This window comes from Ignavibacteria bacterium (genome assembly GCA_013177855.1).
Classification (GTDB): Bacteria; Bacteroidota; Ignavibacteria; order Ch128b; family Ch128b; genus Ch128b.
Map to the genome: position 1 here is coordinate 1,825,224 of JABLYA010000001.1, position 23,555 is coordinate 1,848,778.

The 23,555-nt window shown below is 32.0% G+C and carries 19 protein-coding genes and 1 riboswitch; of the genes, 7 read left to right on the plus strand and 12 right to left on the minus strand.

Annotated elements, in window-relative coordinates; translation table 11 throughout:
• Positions 1–120: 120 nt before the first annotated feature.
• The 4 genes from HPY57_07695 to mscL form a co-directional block, all read right to left on the minus strand.
• A complete protein-coding gene (locus tag HPY57_07695) occupies positions 121–1,167 on the minus strand; it encodes a hypothetical protein (GenBank protein NPV11655.1) in 1,047 nt (348 codons plus the stop codon).
• Positions 1,164–3,176 (minus strand): TonB-dependent receptor, encoded by a 2,013-nt coding sequence (locus HPY57_07700; GenBank protein ID NPV11656.1) that lies wholly within the window; start codon positions 3,174–3,176, stop codon positions 1,164–1,166. The genes HPY57_07695 and HPY57_07700 overlap by 4 nt, the downstream gene beginning before the upstream one ends.
• Positions 3,177–3,274: 98 nt before the next feature.
• Positions 3,275–3,457: riboswitch (cobalamin riboswitch) on the minus strand.
• Between the two features lie 39 nt (positions 3,458–3,496).
• Positions 3,497–4,627 carry a DUF1624 domain-containing protein gene (locus HPY57_07705; GenBank protein ID NPV11657.1) on the minus strand — a complete coding sequence of 377 codons (1,131 nt, stop codon included), beginning with the start codon at positions 4,625–4,627 and terminating at the stop codon, positions 3,497–3,499.
• A gap of 212 nt (positions 4,628–4,839) precedes the next feature.
• Positions 4,840–5,199: a large-conductance mechanosensitive channel protein MscL gene (mscL, locus tag HPY57_07710; protein NPV11658.1), complete on the minus strand. Its 360-nt coding sequence runs from the start codon at positions 5,197–5,199 to the stop codon at positions 4,840–4,842.
• A gap of 65 nt (positions 5,200–5,264) precedes the next feature.
• Here mscL and HPY57_07715 point away from each other — a divergent pair, with 65 nt between their 5' ends.
• Together HPY57_07715 and HPY57_07720 are read left to right on the plus strand one after the other, a co-directional pair.
• A complete protein-coding gene (locus HPY57_07715) occupies positions 5,265–5,546 on the plus strand; it encodes a hypothetical protein (protein ID NPV11659.1) in 282 nt (93 codons plus the stop codon).
• Positions 5,547–5,784: 238 nt separating this feature from the next.
• A complete protein-coding gene (locus tag HPY57_07720) occupies positions 5,785–6,888 on the plus strand; it encodes an ATP-dependent 6-phosphofructokinase (GenBank protein ID NPV11660.1) in 1,104 nt (367 codons plus the stop codon).
• 2 nt (positions 6,889–6,890) lie between these two features.
• Here the strand turns inward: HPY57_07720 and HPY57_07725 are convergent, their stop codons facing one another.
• The 4 genes from HPY57_07725 to HPY57_07740 are packed head-to-tail and all read right to left on the minus strand — an operon-like array spanning position 6,891 to position 12,210.
• The gene (locus HPY57_07725) at positions 6,891–8,843 is read right to left on the minus strand and encodes an ABC-F family ATP-binding cassette domain-containing protein (GenBank protein ID NPV11661.1); all 1,953 of its coding nucleotides are present in this window, start codon (positions 8,841–8,843) and stop codon (positions 6,891–6,893) included.
• Positions 8,844–8,851: 8 nt separating this feature from the next.
• A complete protein-coding gene (locus HPY57_07730; GenBank protein NPV11662.1) occupies positions 8,852–9,097 on the minus strand; it encodes a DUF3276 family protein in 246 nt (81 codons plus the stop codon).
• Positions 9,098–9,115: 18 nt separating this feature from the next.
• A complete protein-coding gene (locus tag HPY57_07735) occupies positions 9,116–11,338 on the minus strand; it encodes a hypothetical protein (protein ID NPV11663.1) in 2,223 nt (740 codons plus the stop codon).
• A gap of 38 nt (positions 11,339–11,376) precedes the next feature.
• On the minus strand, positions 11,377–12,210 hold the full coding sequence (locus HPY57_07740) for a PHP domain-containing protein (protein NPV11664.1): 834 nt from the start codon (positions 12,208–12,210) through the stop codon (positions 11,377–11,379).
• A gap of 178 nt (positions 12,211–12,388) precedes the next feature.
• On the opposite strand from HPY57_07740, the gene HPY57_07745 reads away from it, so the two are divergent.
• Entirely contained in the window at positions 12,389–12,712 is a 324-nt protein-coding gene (locus tag HPY57_07745) for a hypothetical protein (protein ID NPV11665.1), read from the plus strand.
• Here HPY57_07745 and HPY57_07750 read toward each other — a convergent pair.
• Genes HPY57_07750 through HPY57_07760 form a run of 3 tightly spaced genes read right to left on the minus strand, consistent with a single transcriptional unit; the run spans position 12,705 to position 16,792 of the window.
• Positions 12,705–13,487 carry an RNA methyltransferase gene (locus HPY57_07750; protein ID NPV11666.1) on the minus strand — a complete coding sequence of 261 codons (783 nt, stop codon included), beginning with the start codon at positions 13,485–13,487 and terminating at the stop codon, positions 12,705–12,707. The genes HPY57_07745 and HPY57_07750 overlap by 8 nt on opposite strands.
• A gap of 48 nt (positions 13,488–13,535) precedes the next feature.
• Positions 13,536–15,044 (minus strand): hypothetical protein, encoded by a 1,509-nt coding sequence (locus HPY57_07755; GenBank protein NPV11667.1) that lies wholly within the window; start codon positions 15,042–15,044, stop codon positions 13,536–13,538.
• Positions 15,045–15,046: 2 nt separating this feature from the next.
• Positions 15,047–16,792: a hypothetical protein gene (locus HPY57_07760; protein ID NPV11668.1), complete on the minus strand. Its 1,746-nt coding sequence runs from the start codon at positions 16,790–16,792 to the stop codon at positions 15,047–15,049.
• Positions 16,793–16,924: 132 nt separating this feature from the next.
• On the opposite strand from HPY57_07760, the gene HPY57_07765 reads away from it, so the two are divergent.
• The gene (locus HPY57_07765) at positions 16,925–19,147 is read left to right on the plus strand and encodes a hypothetical protein (protein NPV11669.1); all 2,223 of its coding nucleotides are present in this window, start codon (positions 16,925–16,927) and stop codon (positions 19,145–19,147) included.
• Positions 19,148–19,318: 171 nt separating this feature from the next.
• Here the strand turns inward: HPY57_07765 and HPY57_07770 are convergent, their stop codons facing one another.
• Positions 19,319–20,368: a glycosyltransferase family 9 protein gene (locus tag HPY57_07770; protein ID NPV11670.1), complete on the minus strand. Its 1,050-nt coding sequence runs from the start codon at positions 20,366–20,368 to the stop codon at positions 19,319–19,321.
• Between the two features lie 111 nt (positions 20,369–20,479).
• Between HPY57_07770 and HPY57_07775 the strand changes: the two genes are divergently transcribed.
• The 3 genes from HPY57_07775 to HPY57_07785 are packed head-to-tail and all read left to right on the plus strand — an operon-like array spanning position 20,480 to position 23,553.
• A complete protein-coding gene (locus tag HPY57_07775) occupies positions 20,480–21,385 on the plus strand; it encodes a hypothetical protein (GenBank protein ID NPV11671.1) in 906 nt (301 codons plus the stop codon).
• Positions 21,375–22,325 carry an NAD(P)-binding domain-containing protein gene (locus HPY57_07780; protein ID NPV11672.1) on the plus strand — a complete coding sequence of 317 codons (951 nt, stop codon included), beginning with the start codon at positions 21,375–21,377 and terminating at the stop codon, positions 22,323–22,325. The genes HPY57_07775 and HPY57_07780 overlap by 11 nt, the downstream gene beginning before the upstream one ends.
• 13 nt (positions 22,326–22,338) lie before the next feature.
• Complete coding sequence (locus HPY57_07785) at positions 22,339–23,553, plus strand: acetate kinase (protein NPV11673.1); 1,215 nt, start codon at positions 22,339–22,341, stop codon at positions 23,551–23,553.
• The last annotated feature ends 2 nt before the right edge of the window (positions 23,554–23,555 follow it).

Below are 23,555 nucleotides of genomic sequence, written 5' to 3' on the forward strand. Positions count from 1 at the left end.
CTTTGTTTGTTGAAATCTTTTTGAGCTGTAGAAATTCTCTCATCAACCTATTCGCTCCGTTTTGTTTATAATTTTTTCTAAAACTAAAATAACTTTCTTTCAGAATAAATTAAAGCCTTTTTAACGATAAAAGTAAATTGCGCCTGGGTTAATTTTGGTATCAAACTTTTTCAGATAATTTCCATTGCGATCAAATATTTTCACTTCACCATTCTGAGTGAAGTTTTTTGGATTGCCAACATATAATTTCTGATTTATCTCATCGAAAGCGAGTGAATATGCAATTCCGTAAATATCATTTATAGTCATTCCATCAATAAGAACTGTATCAACATTTTTATTAGATAAATTAATTCTGCCAATTCCTCGATCATTTATGTAAAAAAGAAAATTATCTTTTGTCAAAGCAAAATCTTGAGGATGAGATTTCAATAAAATTGAATCAGTGATAGTGAGATTAACCGGGTCAATAAAATAATAACCGCCCAAACCTTCGGAGCTGAAAAAATCTCCCGAGCAACCAATTATAATTCGGTTATCGTTTGAAATACAAACAAATCTTGGATTTTGTCCAACTTGAATTGTTTTTACAACCGAATTTGAATTAAGGTCAATTACCGAAATAGTATTCCCATTACCAAGATCAGAATTAGCAACAAAAAGTTTGAAATTTGCATAGGCAATGCCTTCGGGATATTTTCCTACTGGAATTTCTCGCGTTATGCTGAAACTGGTAGGATTAAACTCAATCACTGAATTTTTACTGAAGCTTGTAACGAAACCACGATTTGAATTTAAGATAAAAATTTCTCTTGGACTTCCATTTTGCCCGAGATCAATTATTCCAAGCGATGATCCATCCTTTAGATCAATGACTTCGATTTTATTGCTTCCATCAACAGCAACATAGCCTTTGTTATCGAAAATGAACATACTATTTGCATTATCGCCGATTATCTTCCCATTTTTTTGAGAATAGAAATTTGTAATTGTTTGGTCTGTTGCTGGATCATAAAAAGTTATTTCACTGTTGTTTTGAAGATATAATCCTTCGTTAATGACAAATACTCCTTTTGTTATTTGTGTGACTGGTTGAGTTGAATTATCCTTTGAACAGGAATAAAAAATTATTGAAAGAAGAGCGATTAAGAGAAATTTGCTTTTCATTTTACCTCCATTTGAATTGTTAAACGATACTCTCTTCCAGGCATCGGAAAAGATTGGATTAATTGATAAGATTTATTGAATAAGTTTTGAATATAAAATTGAGTTGAGAATTTGAGATTAAAAAATTTAAAGTCATAAGAAGTCAGAATGTTTGAAATAAAAACTGGTTCAAGTGAGAATAAAACATCGTTATCTTCAGTAATAAATCTTCTGCTGTAGTAATTTGTTGTGAAATCGAAAGTAAGATTTTTATTTATGTATTGAATTGAAATTGAGGCTTTGTGTTTTGGAATGTAAGGAAGTTGTTTGTTGAATGAATTATCGCTTTCACTAAGCTTAGATTTTTTCAAAGCATTAATTAATGTATAGTTTCCGTTGAGATAAAAATTTTGAAAAAATTGGAGTCCTTCTAAATTAAATTCAATCCCACTGGAATTTATTCTTCCAGAATTTATTGGGCTGAAGAAAGCAACTCTTTGCGGCTGCCAGATGATTTTATTCCTAACATCAAAATTAAAGTATGTTAATTCAAGAGAAATTGATTTTTGCTTAAAACGAATTCCCGACTCGTAATTAATAATTTTCTCTGGTTCCAGTTCACGATTGTTTAATGAGGTCAATTTTGAAAATGTGATTTCATAAAAGTTTGGAATTCGAGTTCCAGTTCCTGCATTTGCATAAAGTGTTAGCTTAGATGAAAATGAATTAATTGAAATGCCAGCTCTCAAATTCGGGAAATGATTGAAGTGATTTAAATTGTTGGATTTATCTTTTACATAGTTCTGTGAAAAAAGGAAAGCTAAATTCAAATTAAAATCATCATTTAAAATTCTCTGGGAATAATTTGAAGTAAAATTAAAGCTGTTTACTTCTCTGAGAAATTTGTTTCTTAAACTTTCATTTTCCCTTAGTTCAAGTCTATCAAAATTTTCAAGCGTTGATATGTATCCAAAAGAAAAACTGAAATCTGATTTTATATAATTAACAAAAAGCTTATAATTAAAAGACTTTTCATTTGTCTCAAAAAATTTTGTTCTAAGATTAATGGAAAGTATTGGATCGTCAATCGAAAGTTTGTTGCTTTGAAATCCGAAAATTCCGTTAATCAGAAAATTGTCAAGAGAAACTTTTGAATTAACTGAAGTTGAAAAATTTTTTTCTCTTTCTCTTGTTCTGCTATCATTATGACGATTGGATGAAACAAAATTTGGCAATCCCATATTTTTATCAAGATAACCAATAAATGAAAGTAATTTCACAGTTTTATTAAAGACAGAAAATTGATTTATAAAAGTAGAATTAATTGATTTCTGGTTAATATCGCTGTTTTTCCTGATACCCTTTTCATTGTTGAAATAATATTCATAATCATTCTTTGCCGATTTATGTGAGAAATTAATTTTATAATAAAGATTATTAAATGAGCCGGTTGTATTTAGATTAATTCCCTTTAAATCAAAACTGCCTCTTTGAATTTTTAGTGAATATTTTGTTGTATCCGATTTTTCAAATGGATTTAATTCAATTACACCGCCAAATGAATTATTATTTAGAGGATCGAAATCATTACCTTTTTTAATAATTAGTTCAGAAATTTCATCGGAAGAAAATTTACTGAAATCAAATACACCATTTAATGAATTGTTGTAGTTTATTCCATTAATAAAGACAGAAGTATATTCCGAACCTGCTCCTCTAATTGAGATTGTTTGAAGGCTGCCCTCTGCACCATAAGATCTGGTAAAAATTCCTGATGTGGATGCGAGCAGGTTCCCGATAGATAGTGAACTTAACTTTTCATTCAAACTTAATTTTCGTGTAAAAGCACTTGAAATTTTTTTGTCAAAAAAATCTGATTTATCTGAAATGATTATTTGTTCTGTGATAAAAGTTTTAAGACTATCTCGTGCTGAAGTCGTATCAGATTTTGTTTTAAAGCTTTCAGAAAGCGCAATTGCACTGTGAAGAAAGATAAAAATGATGAGATATATGATTTTTATTTTTTTCATTTTCAATTCAAATTTTTTAAAACAAAAAACCTCTTCGAGTGAAGAGGTTTAAAAAACTCAATATGAGCTTTAGAAACCTTCCTTTCCCTCGAAGGAAAAAGTTTCGTTACTTTGCTGGCAGGTCTCCTGACTTGTGCAACGCTGCTAACGCCTTCCCATTCCGATTTTAATCGGAACAGTGGCTTTTTGTTAACAGCTATACGCACTCACAGTTGCGGGGCAGTACTGGATTTTCACCAGTTTCCCTTTTAACCAAATGGACCAGCAAAGTTTTCAATGAACTTGTGCAAACTTAAAAAATTATCTTGGTTATAAACAAATTAAGTTATCTCGCCTACAAAAATCTTTTTAAGTTTTGATTTAATTAATGGATAGAGCTGATTGTTATAATAAGTCAATGCTTCTGAAAATAAAATCATTAAAATCCACATTGTGATTACGCCAAGTATAGTTTCACCTACATTACATTTATATCCAAGAAAATCTTTCACTCCTCGATTCCAAGAACTTCCATATAGCATCATTACATGAACAACATAAATCCAGAGTGAATTTTTACTTGCATTGTATAAGAATTTTGGAATTCGTTTAATGTAGAGCGATAAAACAGAAAAAAGACTCCCAAAAATTAAAACCGTCCCAAACCGGGCGTAAAAAAGTGTTGGACTAGTTGTCCAGAATGTGCTCATTCCAAAGAATTTTATTTCAAGGAGATTAATTAGGAAAGCGGATAAAATAAAAATAATGCCAATTTTAAGTTGAATTTTTGTAAGAAGAAGCATATCTGATAAATAATTTTTACGCTGAAAATAAATTCCAACAGCACCACCTAAAAATAAATATGCACCCCAAGGAAAAAGTGGAAACAACGAGCCAGTGCTTTGCGAAAACCAGGATGAAATTTGTATCGGAAATACCTCTTCCCAATCCAAAAGTGTTGCAAGTTGTTTCCCTAACACAAAAAGAATAGAAATGATAATTAAATACCGAGCAGCATCGTATTTGAGTTTTCTTGCCAAGATTTCCATTCCAAGAAAAATGAGCAAGCTCGCACCAATTAATTGAAGAATATCAATCGCAAAAAAGAGCTGAAGCATTTGATAAGTCACATGTTCCCAATCTATAAATGTTGGTGTAGGCGATTTCATCAAGTAACCAATAAAGATTAAAAGCAATGCTCGTCGAATTGTTTTAATTTTTATCTTTCTAAATTTCTCAAGCGAATCGGTCCTTCTAAATCTAACGCCGTAAATAAAACCAGAAGCAAAAAGAAATAACGGTGCAGTTAACCCTCTAAAAAACAGCCAGGTATTAAAACCTAAAGAATCCGGTCGTCTGAATTCTTGACTAAGTAAAACATCAACTGTATGCCCATGAACCATTAAGAAGATCGCACAAAATCGAAGAAGATCTATATAAATAACTCTTTGAGAAGTTAAGTCTCTTGTCACAAAGTCTATCCTTAAATCTTAATCAAAATTAAAAAAAAGAAACTTAATGTTGAAAGTTATTAATTCGAATAGAATCCAAATCTGATGGATAGATAAATGTTTTGAATTCGAATTTTCTGTTTGCATGGAAAAATAAAAATCAAACGAGTCGCAAAGCTTATTTTGATACTTTGCGACTCGATTAGATTAAAAATGATTTAATTAACTTAGTTTTAGTTAGTTTTACTTTCTTTCTTTTCTAATTTTTCTCTCATCGTATTGATTGATTTAACCACTAAAAACAGAGCGAAAGCTATTATTAAGAAATTGATCAATGTTGTGATGAAATTACCGTAAGCCCAGACAACCGCACCAACTTTTCTTGCTTCTTCAAGTGAACTTACAGGTCCACCTTTAATTGTGATAAATAAATCCTTAAAGTCCACTCCGCCAATTAGAAAACCGAGCGGAGGCATTATTATATCATTAACAAGGGAATTAACTACTGATCCGAAGGCAGCTCCTAAAATAATTCCAACTGCCATATCAATCATATTCCCTTTTAATGCGAATTTTTTGAATTCATCTAACATCTGAACCTCCATAATTTTTTGTGGATATTTTTTTAAGTTAAGAATAAAATAAGAAAGGATTTAAAATGAGCAAAATTAAAATCATATTAATTATATCTATGCTCTTCCTTTTTGTGGGCTGTTTTCCAACACAATCAAGTGAAAGAGAAATGCCTGCTGGATTTTTTCTTGGTATCTGGCATGGCTGGATTGCACCTGTTTCACTTGTTTTTGGGCTGTTTGATCCAAATATCAGAATCTATGAGACGAACAATACTGGTTGGTGGTATGACTTCGGATTTTATATGGCTGTAATTTCTGGTTTTGGTGGACTTGCTTTGAAAAGAAGAAAAAAGTATGAGACTTAGTGTTTCTGCTGGAAATAATCTTGTTCTTTTTAATTTTGATTAGTCACTAAAAGTTATATGTAATTCTAACAGTTTATTTATTTCTTAATTCAAGTTTGTCTTTTCTGGTTAATGATGTGATGCAAATGTTGGATCTTTAAAAATAGAAGATTATATGCTGGTTAATATTTGATTTTAATAAATCAAATGTTTCTTTAACTAATTATTTAGTTTTAATTTTGAAAAAATTGGAGTTGAAATGAAAGTAAAACGAATTGGAATTTTGACTGGTGGAGGCGATTGTCCGGGACTTAACGCAGTAATAAGGGGAGTAACTAAACCAGCAATTGAAATGGGAATGACTGTAATTGGAATTGAAGATGGATTTGAAGGACTTGTTGAAGGTAAAATGCATGAATTAACTAACCGTGATGTATCAGGAATTATAAATGTTGGAGGGACAATATTAGGCTCTTCTAATAAAGGTGATCCATTTCATTGGCCCGTAGATGACGGCGAAAAAATTGTAATTGAAAATAAATCTAAACTTGCTGTAAAAAATTATAAAGGCTGGGGATTAGATTGTTTGATTGTTATTGGCGGTGATGGTTCAATGCACATATCGTCTCAATTGATGAAACTTGGATTGAATATTGTTGGTGTGCCTAAAACAATTGATAACGATTTAAATGGTACCGATTTAACATTTGGTTATGACTCAGCAGTGTATGTGGCGACAGAAGCAATAGATCGACTTCATACAACAGCATCATCGCATCATCGCGTGATGGTAATCGAAGTGATGGGAAGATATGGAGGCTGGATTGCCCTCGGTGCTGGAATTGCCGGCGGTGCAGATGTTATTTTGATCCCCGAAATTCCTTTTAAATGGGAAGATGTGGCTGAAAAAGTAATTGAAAGAAGTACGAAAGGAAAACGATTTAGTATTGTCTGCGTAGCTGAAGGTGCTAAACCTTTGGGCGGTCAAATTGTAATTCAAGAAAAAGATAAGAAAAGAACTGATCCAGTTAGATTGGGAGGAATTGGTCATCTTGTTGGGAAAAAAATAGAAGAGATGACCGGACTGGAAACACGAGTAACAATTCTTGGTCATTTGCAAAGAGGCGGCAGCCCAACTCCTTTTGATCGAATTCTTGCAACTCGTTTTGGAACTTATGCAATTGAAATTGCAGCTAAGAAAAAATTTGGTCAAATGGTCGCACTAAAAGGCGATAAGATAACTTCTATCCCAATTAAAGATGCAATTAAAAAGAAAAAGCTTGTTCCTTTAGATTGTCAGATGATAAAGACTGCTGTAAGAGTTGGTACTTCCTTCGGAAATAAAGAAATGACAAAGTGGTGATTTTAATTATCAGTTTCGTTGAAAATTTCTTTTTCAATTCTTTCATATTCGTCAGAGAGATGAGACCATTCTTCAAGATACTGGTCAATTCTCTCTGAAATTTCTTTATATTCCACAAAAATATTCCTCTCGGGAGAAACTTTATCGGGTTGAGAGAAAAGTTGTTCAAGATTTTTCTTTTGCTCTTCAAGTTTTGAAATTTCTTTTTCAAGAAAATTGATTCTTTCTTTGAAGTTCTTTGTTAACGCATAAAATTTTTGTCTTTTTTCTGCTTCAATTCTTTTCTGTAATTTTCTTTGATTAATGTTTTGTTCGTTGAGCTTACCAATAGATTTTGGTTTTCCATTATTTAATGTGTCTTCTTCAGATTTTTTTAGATGAATGAAGTCGTCTAAGTTGCCGTAGTAAAGTTTTATGTTTTTGTTTTTAACTTCTATTACTTTATTTACAATTGGATTGACAAAATCAACATCGTGAGAAACGATCACCAATGTACCATCATAATCAATAAGCGCATCTTGTAAAACTTTTTTTGATTGGCGATCCAGATGATTTGTGGGTTCGTCTAAAATCAAAAAGTTAGATTTTTTGAGTAAGATTTTTAATAAAACTAATCGACTTTTTTCGCCGCCGGACAATACGCTTACTTTTTTGAAAACATCTTCTCCTTCAAAGAGAAAACATCCGAGTAATTTTCTAACCTGAGATTGTGTCTTTTCTGGATCAACATATTCAACTGTTTCTAAAACAGTTTGATTTAAATCTAATTCTTCGATCAAATTTTGTGAATAATAACCTATAATTACGTTGTGTCCATAAGTTTTAATGCCTGAACTGATTGTTTCTACATCAGCAAGAATTTTGGCTAATGTACTTTTTCCAGTTCCGTTTAATCCAACTACAGCAATTTTATCACCGCGATCAATTTGTAAATTTAAATTTGTAAAAACTTCAACTCCATCATAAGATTTTGAAACATTTTCAAGTGTAATAACTACTTTCCCGCTTTTGGGAATATCCTCGAAATTGAAGCTAATTACTTCTTCATCGTCGGGGATTTCAATTGTTTCTATCTTTTCAAGCATTTTGATTCTGCTTTGAACCTGACGAGCTTTTGTTGCTTTGTATCTAAACCGTTCAATAAAGCGTTCGATGTGTTTAATTCTTTTTTGCTGACTTTTATATTCAAGGATTAATTGGTTGCGTTGAGCTTCTTGATATTTATAAAATTCATCAGCATTACCATTGAACATTATTACTTTACCAAAGGAAAAACCGAGAGTTTTATTTGTAACCGAATTTAAAAAATGTGTATCGTGAGAAATTACAAGCAGTGCACCACGAAATTTTTTAAGGTATGAGATTAAAAATTCAAGTGAGTCAAAATCGAGATGATTTGTAGGCTCATCGAGTAAAAGTAAGTCGGCGTTTGATAATAGTAATTTTGCAATTGCGACACGAACACGCCATCCGCCGCTAAACTCGGACAACTTTCGATTGAAATCTTTTTCGGTGAACCCAAGTCCAAGAAGAACCTTAATAATTTCTGATTTATAAGTTTCTGGATTTAGTTGGTGAAGTCGCAGTTGAACAGAGCCTAATCTTTCGATTAAGTTTTTATCTTGATGCAATTCAAGTTTTTTCAACAAATCTTTTTCAAGATTTTCAAGCTCATAAATTTCTTGATTGGCTTTATAAACCTCATCAAAAAGGTATTCATCTGTTACTTCGCTGATGTAATCTTGCGGTAGGTAACCGATTTTGATACCCTTTTGAAAATTAATTGAACCATTTTCGGGTTCAATTTCACCTGCAAGAATTCTTAGTAGAGTAGTTTTACCACATCCGTTTGGACCAACTACTCCAATTTTATCGGAAGGATTAATTTTAAAAGAAACAGAATGAAATAAGTATTCACCAGAGAATTGGACTGAAATATCTTCAACCGAGATCATCAAATAAATTAACTTTTCTTAGAATTATTTTTTTTCGCAAATTCGATTGATTCCTGAAGAGCGTTTAAGAATTTTTCAAAATCTTCTTTGTATAAAAAAATTTTAAACTTCTCTGATGTTTCTTCATTCCGTTTCTTTTCGGTAATGGTTATATAAAATTCGGATGTGTTTTTTGTAGGTCGAACATCAAAGAAATAAGTTCTTCTTCCTGCTTTAATAACCTTAGTGAATACCTCTGGATTAAATTTATCCAAGTTATTACCCTCTCACTTTTATTTTTTAATTACTGCGACTTTCCCAAGTGTTGTTTGTTCACCATCTTCACTATAAGCGACAATAAAATAAATTCCCGTTGGAACAGGATTATTATTTTTGTCTCTGCCATTCCAGAGAGCAATTCGTCCACCGGGAGTTAAAAATTCGTTAACAAAATCACCAGATGAAGTCAGAATTTTTATGGTCGAATTTTTAACTAAACCATCTATCACTAAATTAATGTTTTTTGATTCTTCTACAATAAATGGATTAGGATAAATTTTAAGTTTATCGAAACCTTCCCTGGGTTTAACAGAAAATGAGTTATAGCTTGCCATTCCGTAATCAGTGCCGATGTAAACGGTTCCAGTATTGTTATCAATTGCGATGCTTTTAATGTTGTCGTCAGGAAGCGGTGAATTCTTTGTGTTGAATTGAGCTATGAGACTTGAACCATCAGGACTCAAAACCCAAACGCCAGTTGTTGTTCCAACCCATTTATTGTTAAGTTGATCCACGGCAATGCAATTGATGTATTGAGTTCTCAAAATATAGATACTCGAAATTCTTTCAGTTGGTCTGGTTGGATCTGGAATTACATACATTCCCTGACTTGTTCCCACCCATATTTCATTTCGGAGATCAATGGCTATGCTTGTTGGAGTTGTATTCCCAAATTTATCTCTTGAAATTAATCCCCATGTAGAGGGCATCTTTCCATATTCATTGAAATAAATTAATCCTTCAACCTGTTGATATTGACCAGCTTTTTCGAGCAAGATCCATTTTGTATCGTTTTGATCAATTACAATGTCTTCTGTTACTACAAGATTTGGATTGACTTCATTAACAAAAAATTCCCATGTCGAATCTTTACTTAATTTGATCAGTGAACGATTATCACTTGCACGATAATTCAACATCCAGATATTTCCTTTAGAATCTTCAGCAAGAGAACGAATGACCACAAAGTTTGGATTTTCAATTACACCGTTTAGTCCATTCACATTTGCACGACTGAATCTAACCATTTGAGTATCATTCTTAATTCTAATCACACCATTTCCCCAGCCAAGAGCCCAGATCGTATTGTCTGAAGTTACTTTAATTTTATGAATAGCATTTGAGCTCATTTCAGGAAAATCGCTTGTTGTGAAGTTTTTCCATCCGTCTTTTGATAGACGATAGAAGCCCTTTAATACAACATCTTTACCTGATGCAGCCCAAACATTTCCTTTCTCATCAACAGCAATAGAAGGAAAGAAATTCGAATTTGGTCCCGATGGGTAAATCGTTCGTTCTTGATTACCGTCAGTTTCAATTACACCGTTATTTGAGGCTATAAAGATTTTGTTCTTTTCAACCTGAACATTTCGGAAATTCATTGAATAATTTTCTTTCACAATTGAAAGATTTCCATTGAAATAAAGAGCTAAAATGTTATCAGATAAAATTAAAAGTGAATCGCCTTTGATTTTTAAATCATTAATTTTTTTAGACTGAAAAATGTTTGTGAAGACAACCCGGAAACTGGAATTAACCAATCTTGCAACACCATTAGTCGTTCCAACATAAATTGTGTCTTTGAATTTAATAATTGTCCTGACATCGTTTGATGGTAATCCATTGACTATAGTGAAGTTCCACCAGCTGTTTGGGTCTAAATAATTTGAATATCCAGCCTTCTGAACCGCAATTCCTTTCTCCGAAGCAACCCATAAAGTATCAAGTGGGAGCACATTATAAATTTTTGAGTCGATTCCAAAGGAACCAAGTTTTGTGTAAGTATCTCCAAACGATAGAGAGTTTGCATCAATAATGCTTATTCCGAAATCAGTGCATACATAAATTTTATCACCGTTTGAGATTAGTTTATTAATTTGTTTTTGAGTTTTGTTTGAAAGGGCAATTGTTGTGATTGTTTTTAGTTCATCTTTTTCTGGATTGTATATAGATATATAACCTGATTTTCCACCAATCCAGATTTTACCAGATTGATCTTTTTCAAGTGTATTAATAATCAGGTCTTTTAAACCGCTAAGTAGGTTGAATTGCTTGAAGTAATTCTGCTTTGAATAGAAGAATACTCCGCCGGAAGTGCCAGCCCACAAACCATCGTTTGTGAGTGTAATTGAATTGACATCAGATTGGTTGGTATAGTTTTCCCATTTTCCAATCTGAGCAAAAGAAATATTTAAAAAGAATAATGAACCGAATAAGAATAAGATGAATTGACGCATTTGTATATCTCCTTAATTATGGAGTAAAGGCTGGCTCGCTAACTTCCTCTCTTAAGATTTGTAAGCTCAAATATCTTTTCCATTTGATTTAAATATAAACCAAATTTTCCAAAATTTGAATAATCATTTTTAAGTCCGCCATGAAAATCAGAACCTCCTGATTCAAGTAATGAATATTGAAGTGCAAACTTGTGTAGAAATTCCTGTCTGCTTTTTTTTATTGTTGGATGATAAACTTCAATCCCATCAAATCCTAATTTAATGAGTTCAAAAAGTTTTCCGTCTGATAAATTGTAAGGATGAGCAAGAAAAGAAAGACCACCACATGATTTGATTAATTCAATAACTACCTGAGGGGATGAATGGTGTTTTTTTTCATAAGCGTCTGAATAATCACCAAGATATTTTTGAAAAGCTTCATAATAACTTTTTACAATTTTCTTTTTAATCAAAGCAAAAGCGATGTGCGGTCTTGTAATTGGCTTGCTTTCAGAAAATTGTAAAACTTCGTCAACTGTAAGATTTACTCCGAGCTTTTTTAAATTGGATAAAATCTTCTCTGCTCTTTTTAATCTTTCTTCTTTGAATTTTTGAAGGTAAAATTTTAGATCTGGATTGTGGATATTGATGAAATACCCGAGAATGTGAATTTCCTGACCATCAATTTCGCTGCTGACTTCAACACCTGGAATGTTTTGAATTCCTTTTGCTTCGGCTAAAATAGAAGCTTCGTTTACACCATCAATTGTATCGTGATCTGTTATTGAGATTACTTTTAATCTTTTTTCAACAGCAAATTCAATTACCTCAGCAATTGAATGTTTACCGTCAGAATAATTTGAATGCAAATGTAAATCTGCTTCGATTTTCAATTTCTCTCCTCATCTGAATGATTGACTTGTCTTACATACTTTTCAAATCACAAAAATAATTTACTAATATTAAGAAAATCCTCTTCTTAAACTCTACAGCTTTTTTAGGGGAAATTTTTGTCTTTTATTTCCAATTAAATAAAATTAATTTGATATTGAAAATTAAGAGAGTAGAAAATTGGAACAGAAATCAGATAAACATTTTATGCCCTGTTTAAATGAGAATTGTAATAACTACCATCTGGTAAGCGATGAAGAACTCGAAATTTTTAAGAAAGATAATAACTACATTGACCTATTGCTTTGTGATGATTGTAAATCGAGGAGAAATGTTTTCCACATCCTGCAATGTTTGAGTTGTAAAACAATTTTAGATTTTCTGCCAACATTAGATGATGAAACTCCACAAGTAATCTATGTTGAAAAATGTATGAATTGCGGTGGGTCCATTGAAGATGAAATTAAAATCATAAGTAATCTTCACAAGCATCTCTTTATTTAATTAAATCTCTTCGTCTCAGTTCGTAAAGTATAATTGAAGAGGAAATTGCAAGATTTAGTGATTCGGCATTTCCAAATGAAGGAATTGAAATAATTTCATCACATTTTGACAAAATTTCTTGAGAAATTCCCTGAGATTCATTGCCGAATATTAAAACTAATTTTCCGGGGAAAATAAATTTGGTGATGCTTTTACCTTTAGTTGATGTTCCAATTAATTGAAAGTTATCTTTTTTAAATCTGTCCAAGAATTGAATAAAATCAATCTCGTCATAAATATCTAAATGGAAAATTGAACCCATCGAAGCTCTTATAACTTTTGGATTGGTAAGCTCGACACTATCTTTGCTCAAAACAACTGATTTAAAACCAAACCAATCAGCTGTCCGCAATATTGCACCTAAATTTCCAGGGTCTGAAATTTTTTCAAGTGCCAGAATGAAATTTTCGTATGAGTTTAAGAGCTTATTAATATTAAAATTTTTTTTCTCAACTAATGCCGCAATTCCAGATGGCGTAACCTCGCTGGAAATTTTCTTGAATTCGTTTTCTGAAAGTTCGTAAAACTTTATCCCTTTAATATCCTCATATTTTTTTAGAAGAGAGAGATTAGTCTTTGTTACAAATAATTCTTTAACAGTCCAATCAGAACGAATTGCTTCATCTATAACTTTTTCTGTTTCAATTAAAAAAGTTTGAGTTTCATCTCGATATTTTTTCAGTTTTAGTTTTGATAGCTCTTTTAAATGAGATGAAGTTATTCTCTTAATTTCCATTTCAAAAATTTTTATGATTTGATGAAGAAAAGTATTTAGGATAACGCTTCATTCTTGTTCAACTTTAATGAATTCGAAGATTTGTGATTGATAAGGTTTAACATCTAAGTAAAGTCCATTATAAAACATTTCATTGCCATCTCTTATATATTCTTCGTCGCTTAGTCTGTCTTTAATTAAAAATTTTTTACCTGTTAAATCGAAACTTTCAACTTTAACTTTGCATTGCGATTGATATGGTGAAAGATTTATAACAACTAAATCCTTTCTGAATTTTTCATCTTCATAGAGATAGATAATAAAGTTGAAAAAGCCCGGATTTCCTTCCCAGGCGGCAACTGGTTTAAGTAATTTAAAATATGCTTTTGGTATAGATGAATTTTTAATTGCGTTGAAAAGTTTCTTATAAAAATTTTTTAATTCAGAATTTACTTCCTCATTTTGAAGTCTTCTTAATTGGATTGCATGATGAAACTCTTTCCCCTCAAGCTGCCCATCATAAATTAATTTCATTGATGGTAGTGTGTAAATCAAAGTAGCTGCAGCTTTTAATTTTTCATCCGAGAAAATATGAGCTGATCTTTGTTCATCATGATTTTCAAGAAAAAGAAATCGATTTTTTTGATATGAGAAATTTTTCTTTATGTATTCGTTAATTAAATCGACACGATTATCTATTAAGAGTTCGTAAATTAATTTATCGTACACAAAATCAAACCCAAGTTCAAGTAAATCATTTTCACGATGCCAGTAAACTTCTGCGATGAAAACAAAATCGGGATTTTCTTTTTTTACTTTTGAAATTGCATCATACCAGAATTCTTGTGCAGCAGGTACATAATCTTTTGGTAAAGGATAATCTTTCCAGTTATCGAAAAATATATCTGACAACAAAAGCATAGACATATCACATCTGACACCATCACATTTCTTACTGAGTTTCAATAGCTCTTTTATCATAAAATCTCGAACAGATTTAGAGCGATAATCAAGCTGAAGTGTATCTTTCCAGACAGGGGAATAAGGTTCACGTCCATGAGCAAAAATGTATTCTTTCCCCATTATGTTGATCTTTATGTAATCTTCCGGGCATTTATTCTTTTTATCTTCAGTTGCCTGTATAAAAAATTCGGGATGTTTTTGGACAACTGGACTATCAATTGCCAGATGGTTAGGAACAAAATCTAAGATTGTTTTAAGCTTATAATTTTTTTTGATTTTTTCTCGAAATTTTTTATAAACTTCTTCACCACCGAATTCTTTTGATATCTTATAGGAAGTGATTGCATAAGGTGAACCAATAACATCGTCTTCTTTCCAATCAAGCAAAGATGTTGAATATTTTTTATGTAGCTCAGTCATTGAGATAGAAATTTCTCGACTTGCCTGACTTGGCTCGTAAATTCCAAGAAGCCAGAGAAATTCAACGCCAAGCGATTTTATTTCATCAAAAAATTCTGATGGAAGGTCAAGAAGATTTTTTATTCCTGAATTTTTTGATTTATGTCTGAAGAAAAATTCTCTAATATCAATCTGGTAAACTAACTTGTGATTCATAGCTAAATTGTAAAATATTTTGCTTCTGGATGATGAATGATTATTGCTGATGTACTTTGTTCAGGTACCATTTGAAATCCATCAGTTAAAGTTACTCCAATCCTTTCGGGTTTTAAAAGCTTAAATAGTATTAACTGATCTTCAAGATTTGGACAAGCAGGATAACCAAAAGAATATCTTGAACCACGGTAGCCCTGTTGAAAAAGTTTCTTAATATCTTTCGCATCAGCATAATCGATTTTTAATTCCTCTCTAATTTTTTTATGCCAATATTCAGCAAGCGCCTCGGCAGTTTCTACTGAAAGGCCGTGAAAAAATAGATACTCAGTATAATTATCCGATGAATATAATTGTTTGGAGTGTTCCGTTGCCTGTTCACCGACTGTAACAACATGAAAAGCAACTACATCGAATTTTCCACTTTCGACGGGTAATACAAAATCAGAAATGCAAAGGTTCCGTTTATTTATCTGTCTCGGGAAGGTAAAACGAACATACTCTTCCAACTCGCAGTTGTGTATATCAATATCCCAGATGTTATAAAGATTTTCTTCAGGGAAATTTTTGGGTTTATAAATGATTAAATCATTTTTTTCTGATTGAGCAGGGAAGTATCCATAAACTACTTTTGGAATAAGGAGATTGTTTTCTTTTACTTTTGCTTTAAGATTGTTATAGATAGGCAAAACTTTTTCTTCGACCAATTTATTATAGTCATCGTCAGAGAGTTTTCTTTTTCTGAATTGCCATTGTCCTCTAAATAAAGCGACTTCATTTACATATTTAAAAACTTCATCAAGGGAAATATTCTCAACAATTTTTACACCCCAGAAAGGTGGTTCGGGGATTTCATCAAGGATTGAAACATTTGATTTTTGGAATGCTTTTTCTTCATCAAAGAAAGCGAGTTTTGCATCACTGCCAACAAGTGTATCTAAAATTTCTTCATCATTAATATTATCAAAATTTGTTCTTGATTCGTTAATCAGTTCGTCAAGATTTTTGGATTTAATTTTCTCCATAAATTTCAATCCATCAAAGGCATCCTCTGCATACTCAACATATCCCATGTAAATTTTTTTTAAATCCTGTTCAACATATCTTCTTGTCAAAGCTGCACCGCCAAGCACAACAGGAACTTTCAAATTTCTTTCGTTAAGAACTTCTAAATTTTCTTTCATAATTAGAGTTGATTTAACAAGCAAACCGCTCATTCCTATTGCATCAGCATTTTGCTTTTCAAATTCTTCTATCATTTTTTCAATTGGGCACTTGATACCAAGATTATATACAGTGTAACCGTTATTTGTTAAAATTATGTCAACAAGATTTTTTCCGATGTCGTGAACATCACCTTTAACTGTTGCAAGAATAATTTTCCCTTTTGATTCGCCGGATTTTTTCTCCATAAATTTTTCGAGATAAGCTACAGCTGCTTTCATAACTTCTGCGCTTTGAAGTACGAAGGGTAGCTGCATTTGACCGCTGCCAAATAATTCACCAACTATTTTCATCCCTTCGAGAAGAATTTTGTTAATGATATCGAGAGGCGAATACTTCTGAAGAGCTTCATCTAAATCATCCTGTAATCCAATTTTTTCTCCATCGATGATTCTGTTTTTCAAACGCTCTTCGATTGATAGTGATTTACGATCGACTTTTTCTTTTTCTTCTTCTTTCTTGGTTGAATAATAAGCTATAAGTTCCTGTAATGGATCGTAGACTAATTTTTTTTCTTTTTCCGCCATATTCTTTCTTAATTTTTGAATAATTTAAACAAGCTTAAGCTCAAAATAAATTCAATTTGCTTATAAATAGTTGAGACTAATTAAACTTGAAGTTTATTTCATAAGGGTTCAAAAATATTTATTTTGGGTATTATGAAACGAGTTTTGTTTTTAATTATTTTTCTAGCCTTAAACTTATTTGCTCAAAACAAAGATACTCTTATCATCTTTTCGGAAGTAATGTTTTATAATTCCACTTCGATTTCCAATGGTGAGTTCATTGAGCTATTCAATACAAGTTATACAGATACAATTGATTTAGCGGGTTGGAAAATCAAATATTATACTTCAGCTGCCGATTTGATAGTAGATGCTGGTTTTGGAACAAAAATTCTGCCAAGACAATTTGCCGTAATTTTTGAGAATGACTATTCAGCTGGTTATGTAGTTCCCTCTAATGCCTTAGTTTTAAAGATCAGTGACAATAATTTTGGTTCTTCTGGAATGGCTAACACTACCGATAGGGATGTACATTTTTTGAATGCTCGTAACGATACGATCTGGTCTTATACATATTCTGCAAATAACTCGGCTGGGATTTCAGACGAAAAAATTGTCTTAATTGGGGATAATTCAAATTCGAACTGGGGTAATTCAATTGTAGTGAATGGAACGCCAGGTTCATTTAATTCAATTTCACAAAGAGAATATGATTTAAGTCTTGTGAAAATTTTAACAAATCCAATCTTTCCAAACTTAAACGATAATGTTGAAATAAAAGCGGTTATTAAGAATTTAGGTACAAAAGCAGCTAATAATTTCTTTGTTCAATTTAAATATGATCTTGAAAATGATGGTGTTTATGATTTAAGCTTTTCATCGGGGACAATTTCTTTTCTTGCATCGGGTGACTCGGTTATTATAAGTGCTGATTCTCTAATTAGAAATTTAAGTTCAGTAGTAAAAGTTTTTGCTGAGATTAGTTACTCTGTTGATGAAAATAAATTAAATGATTCCTTAAGTGTAATAATCAAACCTGGTATTCCATCAAAGTCTGTCTTGATAAGCGAAGTGATGTTTGATCCAAGGACAGGTGAGCCTGAATGGATCGAATTATTTAATAATACCAACTCAAGGATAAACTTGAAGGGTTGGAAACTTTCAGATGTTATTTCAACTCCAACAATTGTGACCATTACTAATAATGATTTTTATTTTGAACCGAATTCTCTTCTTGTAATTGCTTCTAATTCTGTGATATACAATTATTATGATTCAATCCCCGCTCCGTTAATCATTGCATCAATTCCATCCTTAAATAACGATAGAGATGGAGTTGTAATTTATGATGAACGTGGAATGGTGATGGATTCTTTATTTTACTATTCGAGCTGGGGCTCAAGTAAAAAATCGCTGGAGAGGATAAGTTATCAACAGCCAACACTTTTACAATCCAATTGGGCTGCTTCAATTGCAGATAGTGGGGGAACACCAGGTTTAATTAATAGTGTGATGAATGCTAAATCTTACCCCGCAGGTTCAGTGATTATCAACGAAATTATGTATGAACCTTTAACAGGTTTTGCTGAATACATTGAGATTTATAATGCTTCAAATGATACTATTAATTTAGCAGGCTGGGCAATTACCGAAGGTGGTGGAAAATCATTCAATTTAGTATCAAAGTCTTTTTATCTGACACCGAATGAATTCTTCCTGCTCGCTTCTGATACCTCAGTTTTTGTTTTGTTCCCTTACGTAAGAGAAACTGATTTTTCACAAAAAGTCAAAATCATAAACACATCTGACCTCTCTTTATCAAACTCAGGTGATATTATTTTACTCAAGGATTTGTTTGGAAATTTAATTGATAGCGTAGCTTATTCTCCCAAATGGCATAATCCCGAGATCGAGGATACGAAAGGTCGTTCTCTTGAAAGAATTAATCCAACTTTAAGTTCAAATGATTCCAAAAACTGGAGTACATCAGTAAATAAATCTGGCGGCACACCTTTACTCCCCAATTCAATTTTTACACCGAAACTTCCATCTCAATCAAAAATTGAAATTTCACCAAATCCCTTTTCGCCCGATAACGATGGCTTCGAAGATTTTACAATTATATCATATCAGCTCCCTCTTCAGACATCAAGTATTCGAATTAGAATTTTTGATAGTGTGGGAAGATTGGTTAGAACTTTGGTTGATAATGAACCAACTTCATCGGTTGGTTCAATAGTTTTCGATGGTCTTGATGATAATAAACAACCATTGAGAATAGGTATCTATATTATTCTATTAGAAGCAATCAATCAGCAGAATGGAGTTGTAGAGAGCGTCAAAAAGCCTGTTGTAATTGCTAAACGATTGAAATAAAAGCAGTTATCCGTTTGAGAATTTAAATCAAAAATTCGATTTTTGAGTAAAAAGGGAGAGATAATAATGAAGACGATTAAGGGTAATCCTTATAAGGAGGTTAAGCTTAGACAAACAAGATATATTATTTTTACTCTTTTAATCGTTATTGCAATTATTATTCTTTTCCAGTTAATCTTTTCTAAAACTCTTTAAAAGTAATAACTTATCAGCAAGTTCGCTTACTTTTTTCCAAGTTATAGAATTTATATTTTGATCGGGGGATTCAATAATAAATTTATTTTTGCCAATCGGAGCCCATTCATAAGCTTTATCCTTTCGAAAGAGGGAAATAAGGATAGTTTCAGTTAAGCCAGCGATATGCATTACACCTGTATCATTCGAAATGAACAAATCACATTCATTAATCAGAGCAGCAAGTTTACGGACTGGATAATTATCAATGATTAAGAAAGGAATTCCCTCGGAAATAAAAGCTTCTTTAATTTTTTCGATAACGATTTTATCCGTTGCTCCGCTGGTAATTAAAAATTTACTTTTCCATCTTTGGTAAAGAAATTTTGAAACTTCAAAAAAATTTTTCCAGTCCCAAATATTATCAATTTTCCCTGCACCAGGATGCAAGCCAATTAAAACTTGAGATTGTGAAAAAGCAGATTTAAGAAGTTCTTTTGCTTCAATTTTTTCGTCGTGAGATAGTTTAAATGTATTATTCAATGCTTCGCTTATGGTGATTTTACAATTTATTTGTTCAATTACCTCAAGGTTTCTGAAAGTTTGATGTGTTTTTTTACTTCCCCATTGGAAATCTTGTTTTATGTTTAATAAAAATGAAAATTTATTTCTTTGATTGTCGACTTTGTTTATACCAATGCGATATTTGATCCCAGCTAAAAAACTGATGATGTTTGACGTTGAAGAAAATCTTATTGTGGATGGGACAATTGCCAGATCAAATTTTTTCTGTCTTAAATTTTTTATTAATTGAAGTTGTTGGTTAATGTTAGATTTTTCATAGATAATAACTTCATCAATGTAAGGATTTAAATCTTTGAATGGTATTGGGTAATTGGTCTTCGATGCGAGTAGAGTGATCTCAGCAAAGGGAAAATATTTCTTTAAAGCATAATACATAGGGACAGATACCAATATATCACCAATTTGGTTATGCTTACGAATAACTAAAATATTTCTGATTTTCTCAGGTTTTATTGAAATCATAAGTATTTGTTAATGTCGTATTAAATTGAATGGCTGAAATAATTTAAGTAATTTTGCAAGAGAAACTTTCAAATATATTGAATATTGATTGATTAAGAGTAAAGTTATTTAATGTCGAGATTTTTTTTTGTTTTAACTATCGGGCTGCTTTTTTTATTAAGTTCTTGCTTAAAAGAAGTATCTCAGCCAATCGAACCTTCAGTACTTAAAAAGCTTCAGTTAATCCCAGCTGATCCAGTTAACGTTATTTATCTTAATTTAAAAAATTTGAAAAAGTCTAAGTATTGGAAAGATTTTTTTGTAAATGATATAGAAATTCAAAGCAAGACAAGAAGTACAATTTTAGATTCCATCGGTATTGATTTTGAAAAAGATATTGACGAAATAATAATTGCAACTGAATGGAATGGTTATAATACTTTCATAATAACTCTTAATAAACCAGCTAAAGATTTAAGATTACAAACAGAATTTAAGGATTACGGAATCTATACTGATGATAAAATTCTATTTATTTCTAATGATTTGAATCGTGTTGAGAAAGTGAAAAATGACGGAGTGGAAAATAATTTTACGAAGAATCCATTGTTTAGAAGGATAATTAACTCAATCCAGTACAAAAATCATTTTTGGTTTGTTACAAGAAATACCTCGCTTTTTTTGAATTTACTCAAAGATGGTTCACAAAATGATGAAAAAATCGAAAAACTTTTTCGATCAATTAATTTCATTAATTTCTCGTTAAAGCTCGAAAAAGATGTGAGCATTAATTCTCATTGGGAGTGTACAGACGAATATAAAGCTAATTTGTTACGAGGTGTGTTGAATGGAATTATATCAGCTATAATTTTAACTGAACCCGATGACCCTTTTGTTAAAGAATTATCCAGAACAGATATATTCTTAGAAAATAATGGAGTTGATCTTCAGCTTAAAATTTCAAGAGAAAAAATTAATGAACTAAGAAAATCAAGTATCGCAAATAAATTAAAGAGAATAACAGAATATGAGCGTTGAAGAGAAAAAAATTAAACTTCAAGATTTAATTGATGAGATGCCGCTGCCTCAAATCGAGTCAGAAAGAATTGAGTCAGTAGGCATCATCGGTGGTGGAATTATGGGCACAGGGATAGCACAAGCAGCGTCTCAAGCAGGTCTTGATGTCATTATTGTTGAAAAAGATGAGGAAAGTGCCGAACGGAGCAAAAAGAGACTTAACGAAAGTATGGATAGGGAAATTCAAAGATGGGGAATGACTATTAGCGAAAAGAAAGCAATACTTCAAAGAATTAAGTGGACTACCGACATCACTGAAGTGAAAGAATGTGATATCATTATTGAAGCAGTTGATGAAGATTTAAAACTAAAACAGGAAATTTTTAGAAAACTCGATTCGATTTGTCCGCCCGAGACAATTTTTGTCTCCAACACTTCAACATTAAGTCTCTCGAAAATAGCGGAAGGAACAAGTCGAGGTCATAAAACAATTGGAATGCATTTCTTAAATCCAGTTCCAAAAATCCCGGTGGTTGAAATTGTTCGAGGAATAGAAACTTCTGATGATACAACCAACATCGCAAAAACATTTGCGAAGAAATTGGGTAAGACTGCAGTAGAAGTTTTTGAGTATCCTGGTTTTATAACAACTCGAGTAATTGTTCCTTTTCTTAACGAAGCAATGCATATTTTAATGGAAGGACTTGCAACAGCCGAAGGTATTGATACGGCTACAAAACTTGGGTATAATCTGCCTATAGGTCCGCTTGAGCTTGCAGACACAATGGGTCTTGATGAAATCTTAGCATGGATGGAATCTCTCTGGCATGAACTTGGTGAACCGAGGTATCGTCCTTGTCCTTTACTTAGAAAATATGTTCGTGAAGGAAAGCTCGGTAAAAAATCGGGCGAAGGTTTCTTTAAATATGATGAACATGGAAGAAAAATAACCGAAAAATGAGCAGGGAATAAATATGAAAGTTCTTGTTTTGAATTGTGGCAGTTCATCCGTTAAGTATCAATTTATTTCAACGGATGATAAAAAAGTACTTGCTAAAGGTTTAATCGAAAGAATTGGTTCTTCAAGTGCAATTTTAACTCATCAAAGATATGATGGCGATACAATTAAAATTACCGGTGAAATTTTAGATCACGACATTGCAATTGAATATGTAATCGCTGTTTTATTGAGCAAGAATCATGGCGTTATCAAAGATAGAAGCGAGATTGAAGCAGTTGGGCACCGTGTAGTTCATGGTGGTGAAGATTTTTCAGGTAGTGTTTTAATTACAGATGCAGTAATTCAGACGCTTAAAGATAATATTGAGCTTGCACCTTTACATAATCCTCCAAATTTAAAAGGTATTGTTGCATGTCAAAAGCACCTGCCTGGAATTCCACAAGTTGGTGTTTTTGATACGGCATTCCATCAAAAAATGCCTCCAAAAGCTTACCTTTATGGTATTCCTTATGTACTTTATAAAAAATATAAAATTAGACGGTACGGTTTTCATGGAACATCTCATCTGTATGTTTCGAAGCGTGCTGCTGAGTTAATGAATGAACCTTATAATAAATTGAAAATTATCACCTGCCATCTCGGAAATGGATGCAGCATTGCTGCAATTGATGGCGGAATCTCAATCGATACTTCTATGGGTTTTACTCCACTTGAAGGTTTGCTGATGGGAACAAGATGTGGCGATATGGATCCTTCCATTCCTTTACATGTAATGGGAAAAGAAGAATTAACTCTTGCAGAAGTGAACACGATGCTGAATAAGCATAGTGGATTAATGGGAATTTCTGGCGTATCGAATGATATGAGAGAAATAATTAAAACGATGAACGAAGGTAATGAAAGATCTAAATATGCATTTGAGGTCTTCTGTTATCGAATAAAAAAATACATTGGTGCTTATGCAGCTGCTCTTGGTGGTCTCGATGCAGTTGTATTCACTGGTGGTATTGGTGAAAATAGTTGGGAAGTAAGAAAGGAAGTTTTGTCTAATCTTCAATTTCTTGGAATTGATCTGGACGAAGAAAAAAATTTACTGAAAGATGGAGAAAGAATTATAACAAAAGAAAATTCGAAAGTTAAAGTCTTTGTAATTCCAACTAATGAGGAACTGGTAATTGCGTTAGATACAGCCCAAATTGTAAGCGAAGTTCGTTCACAGATTAATTAATT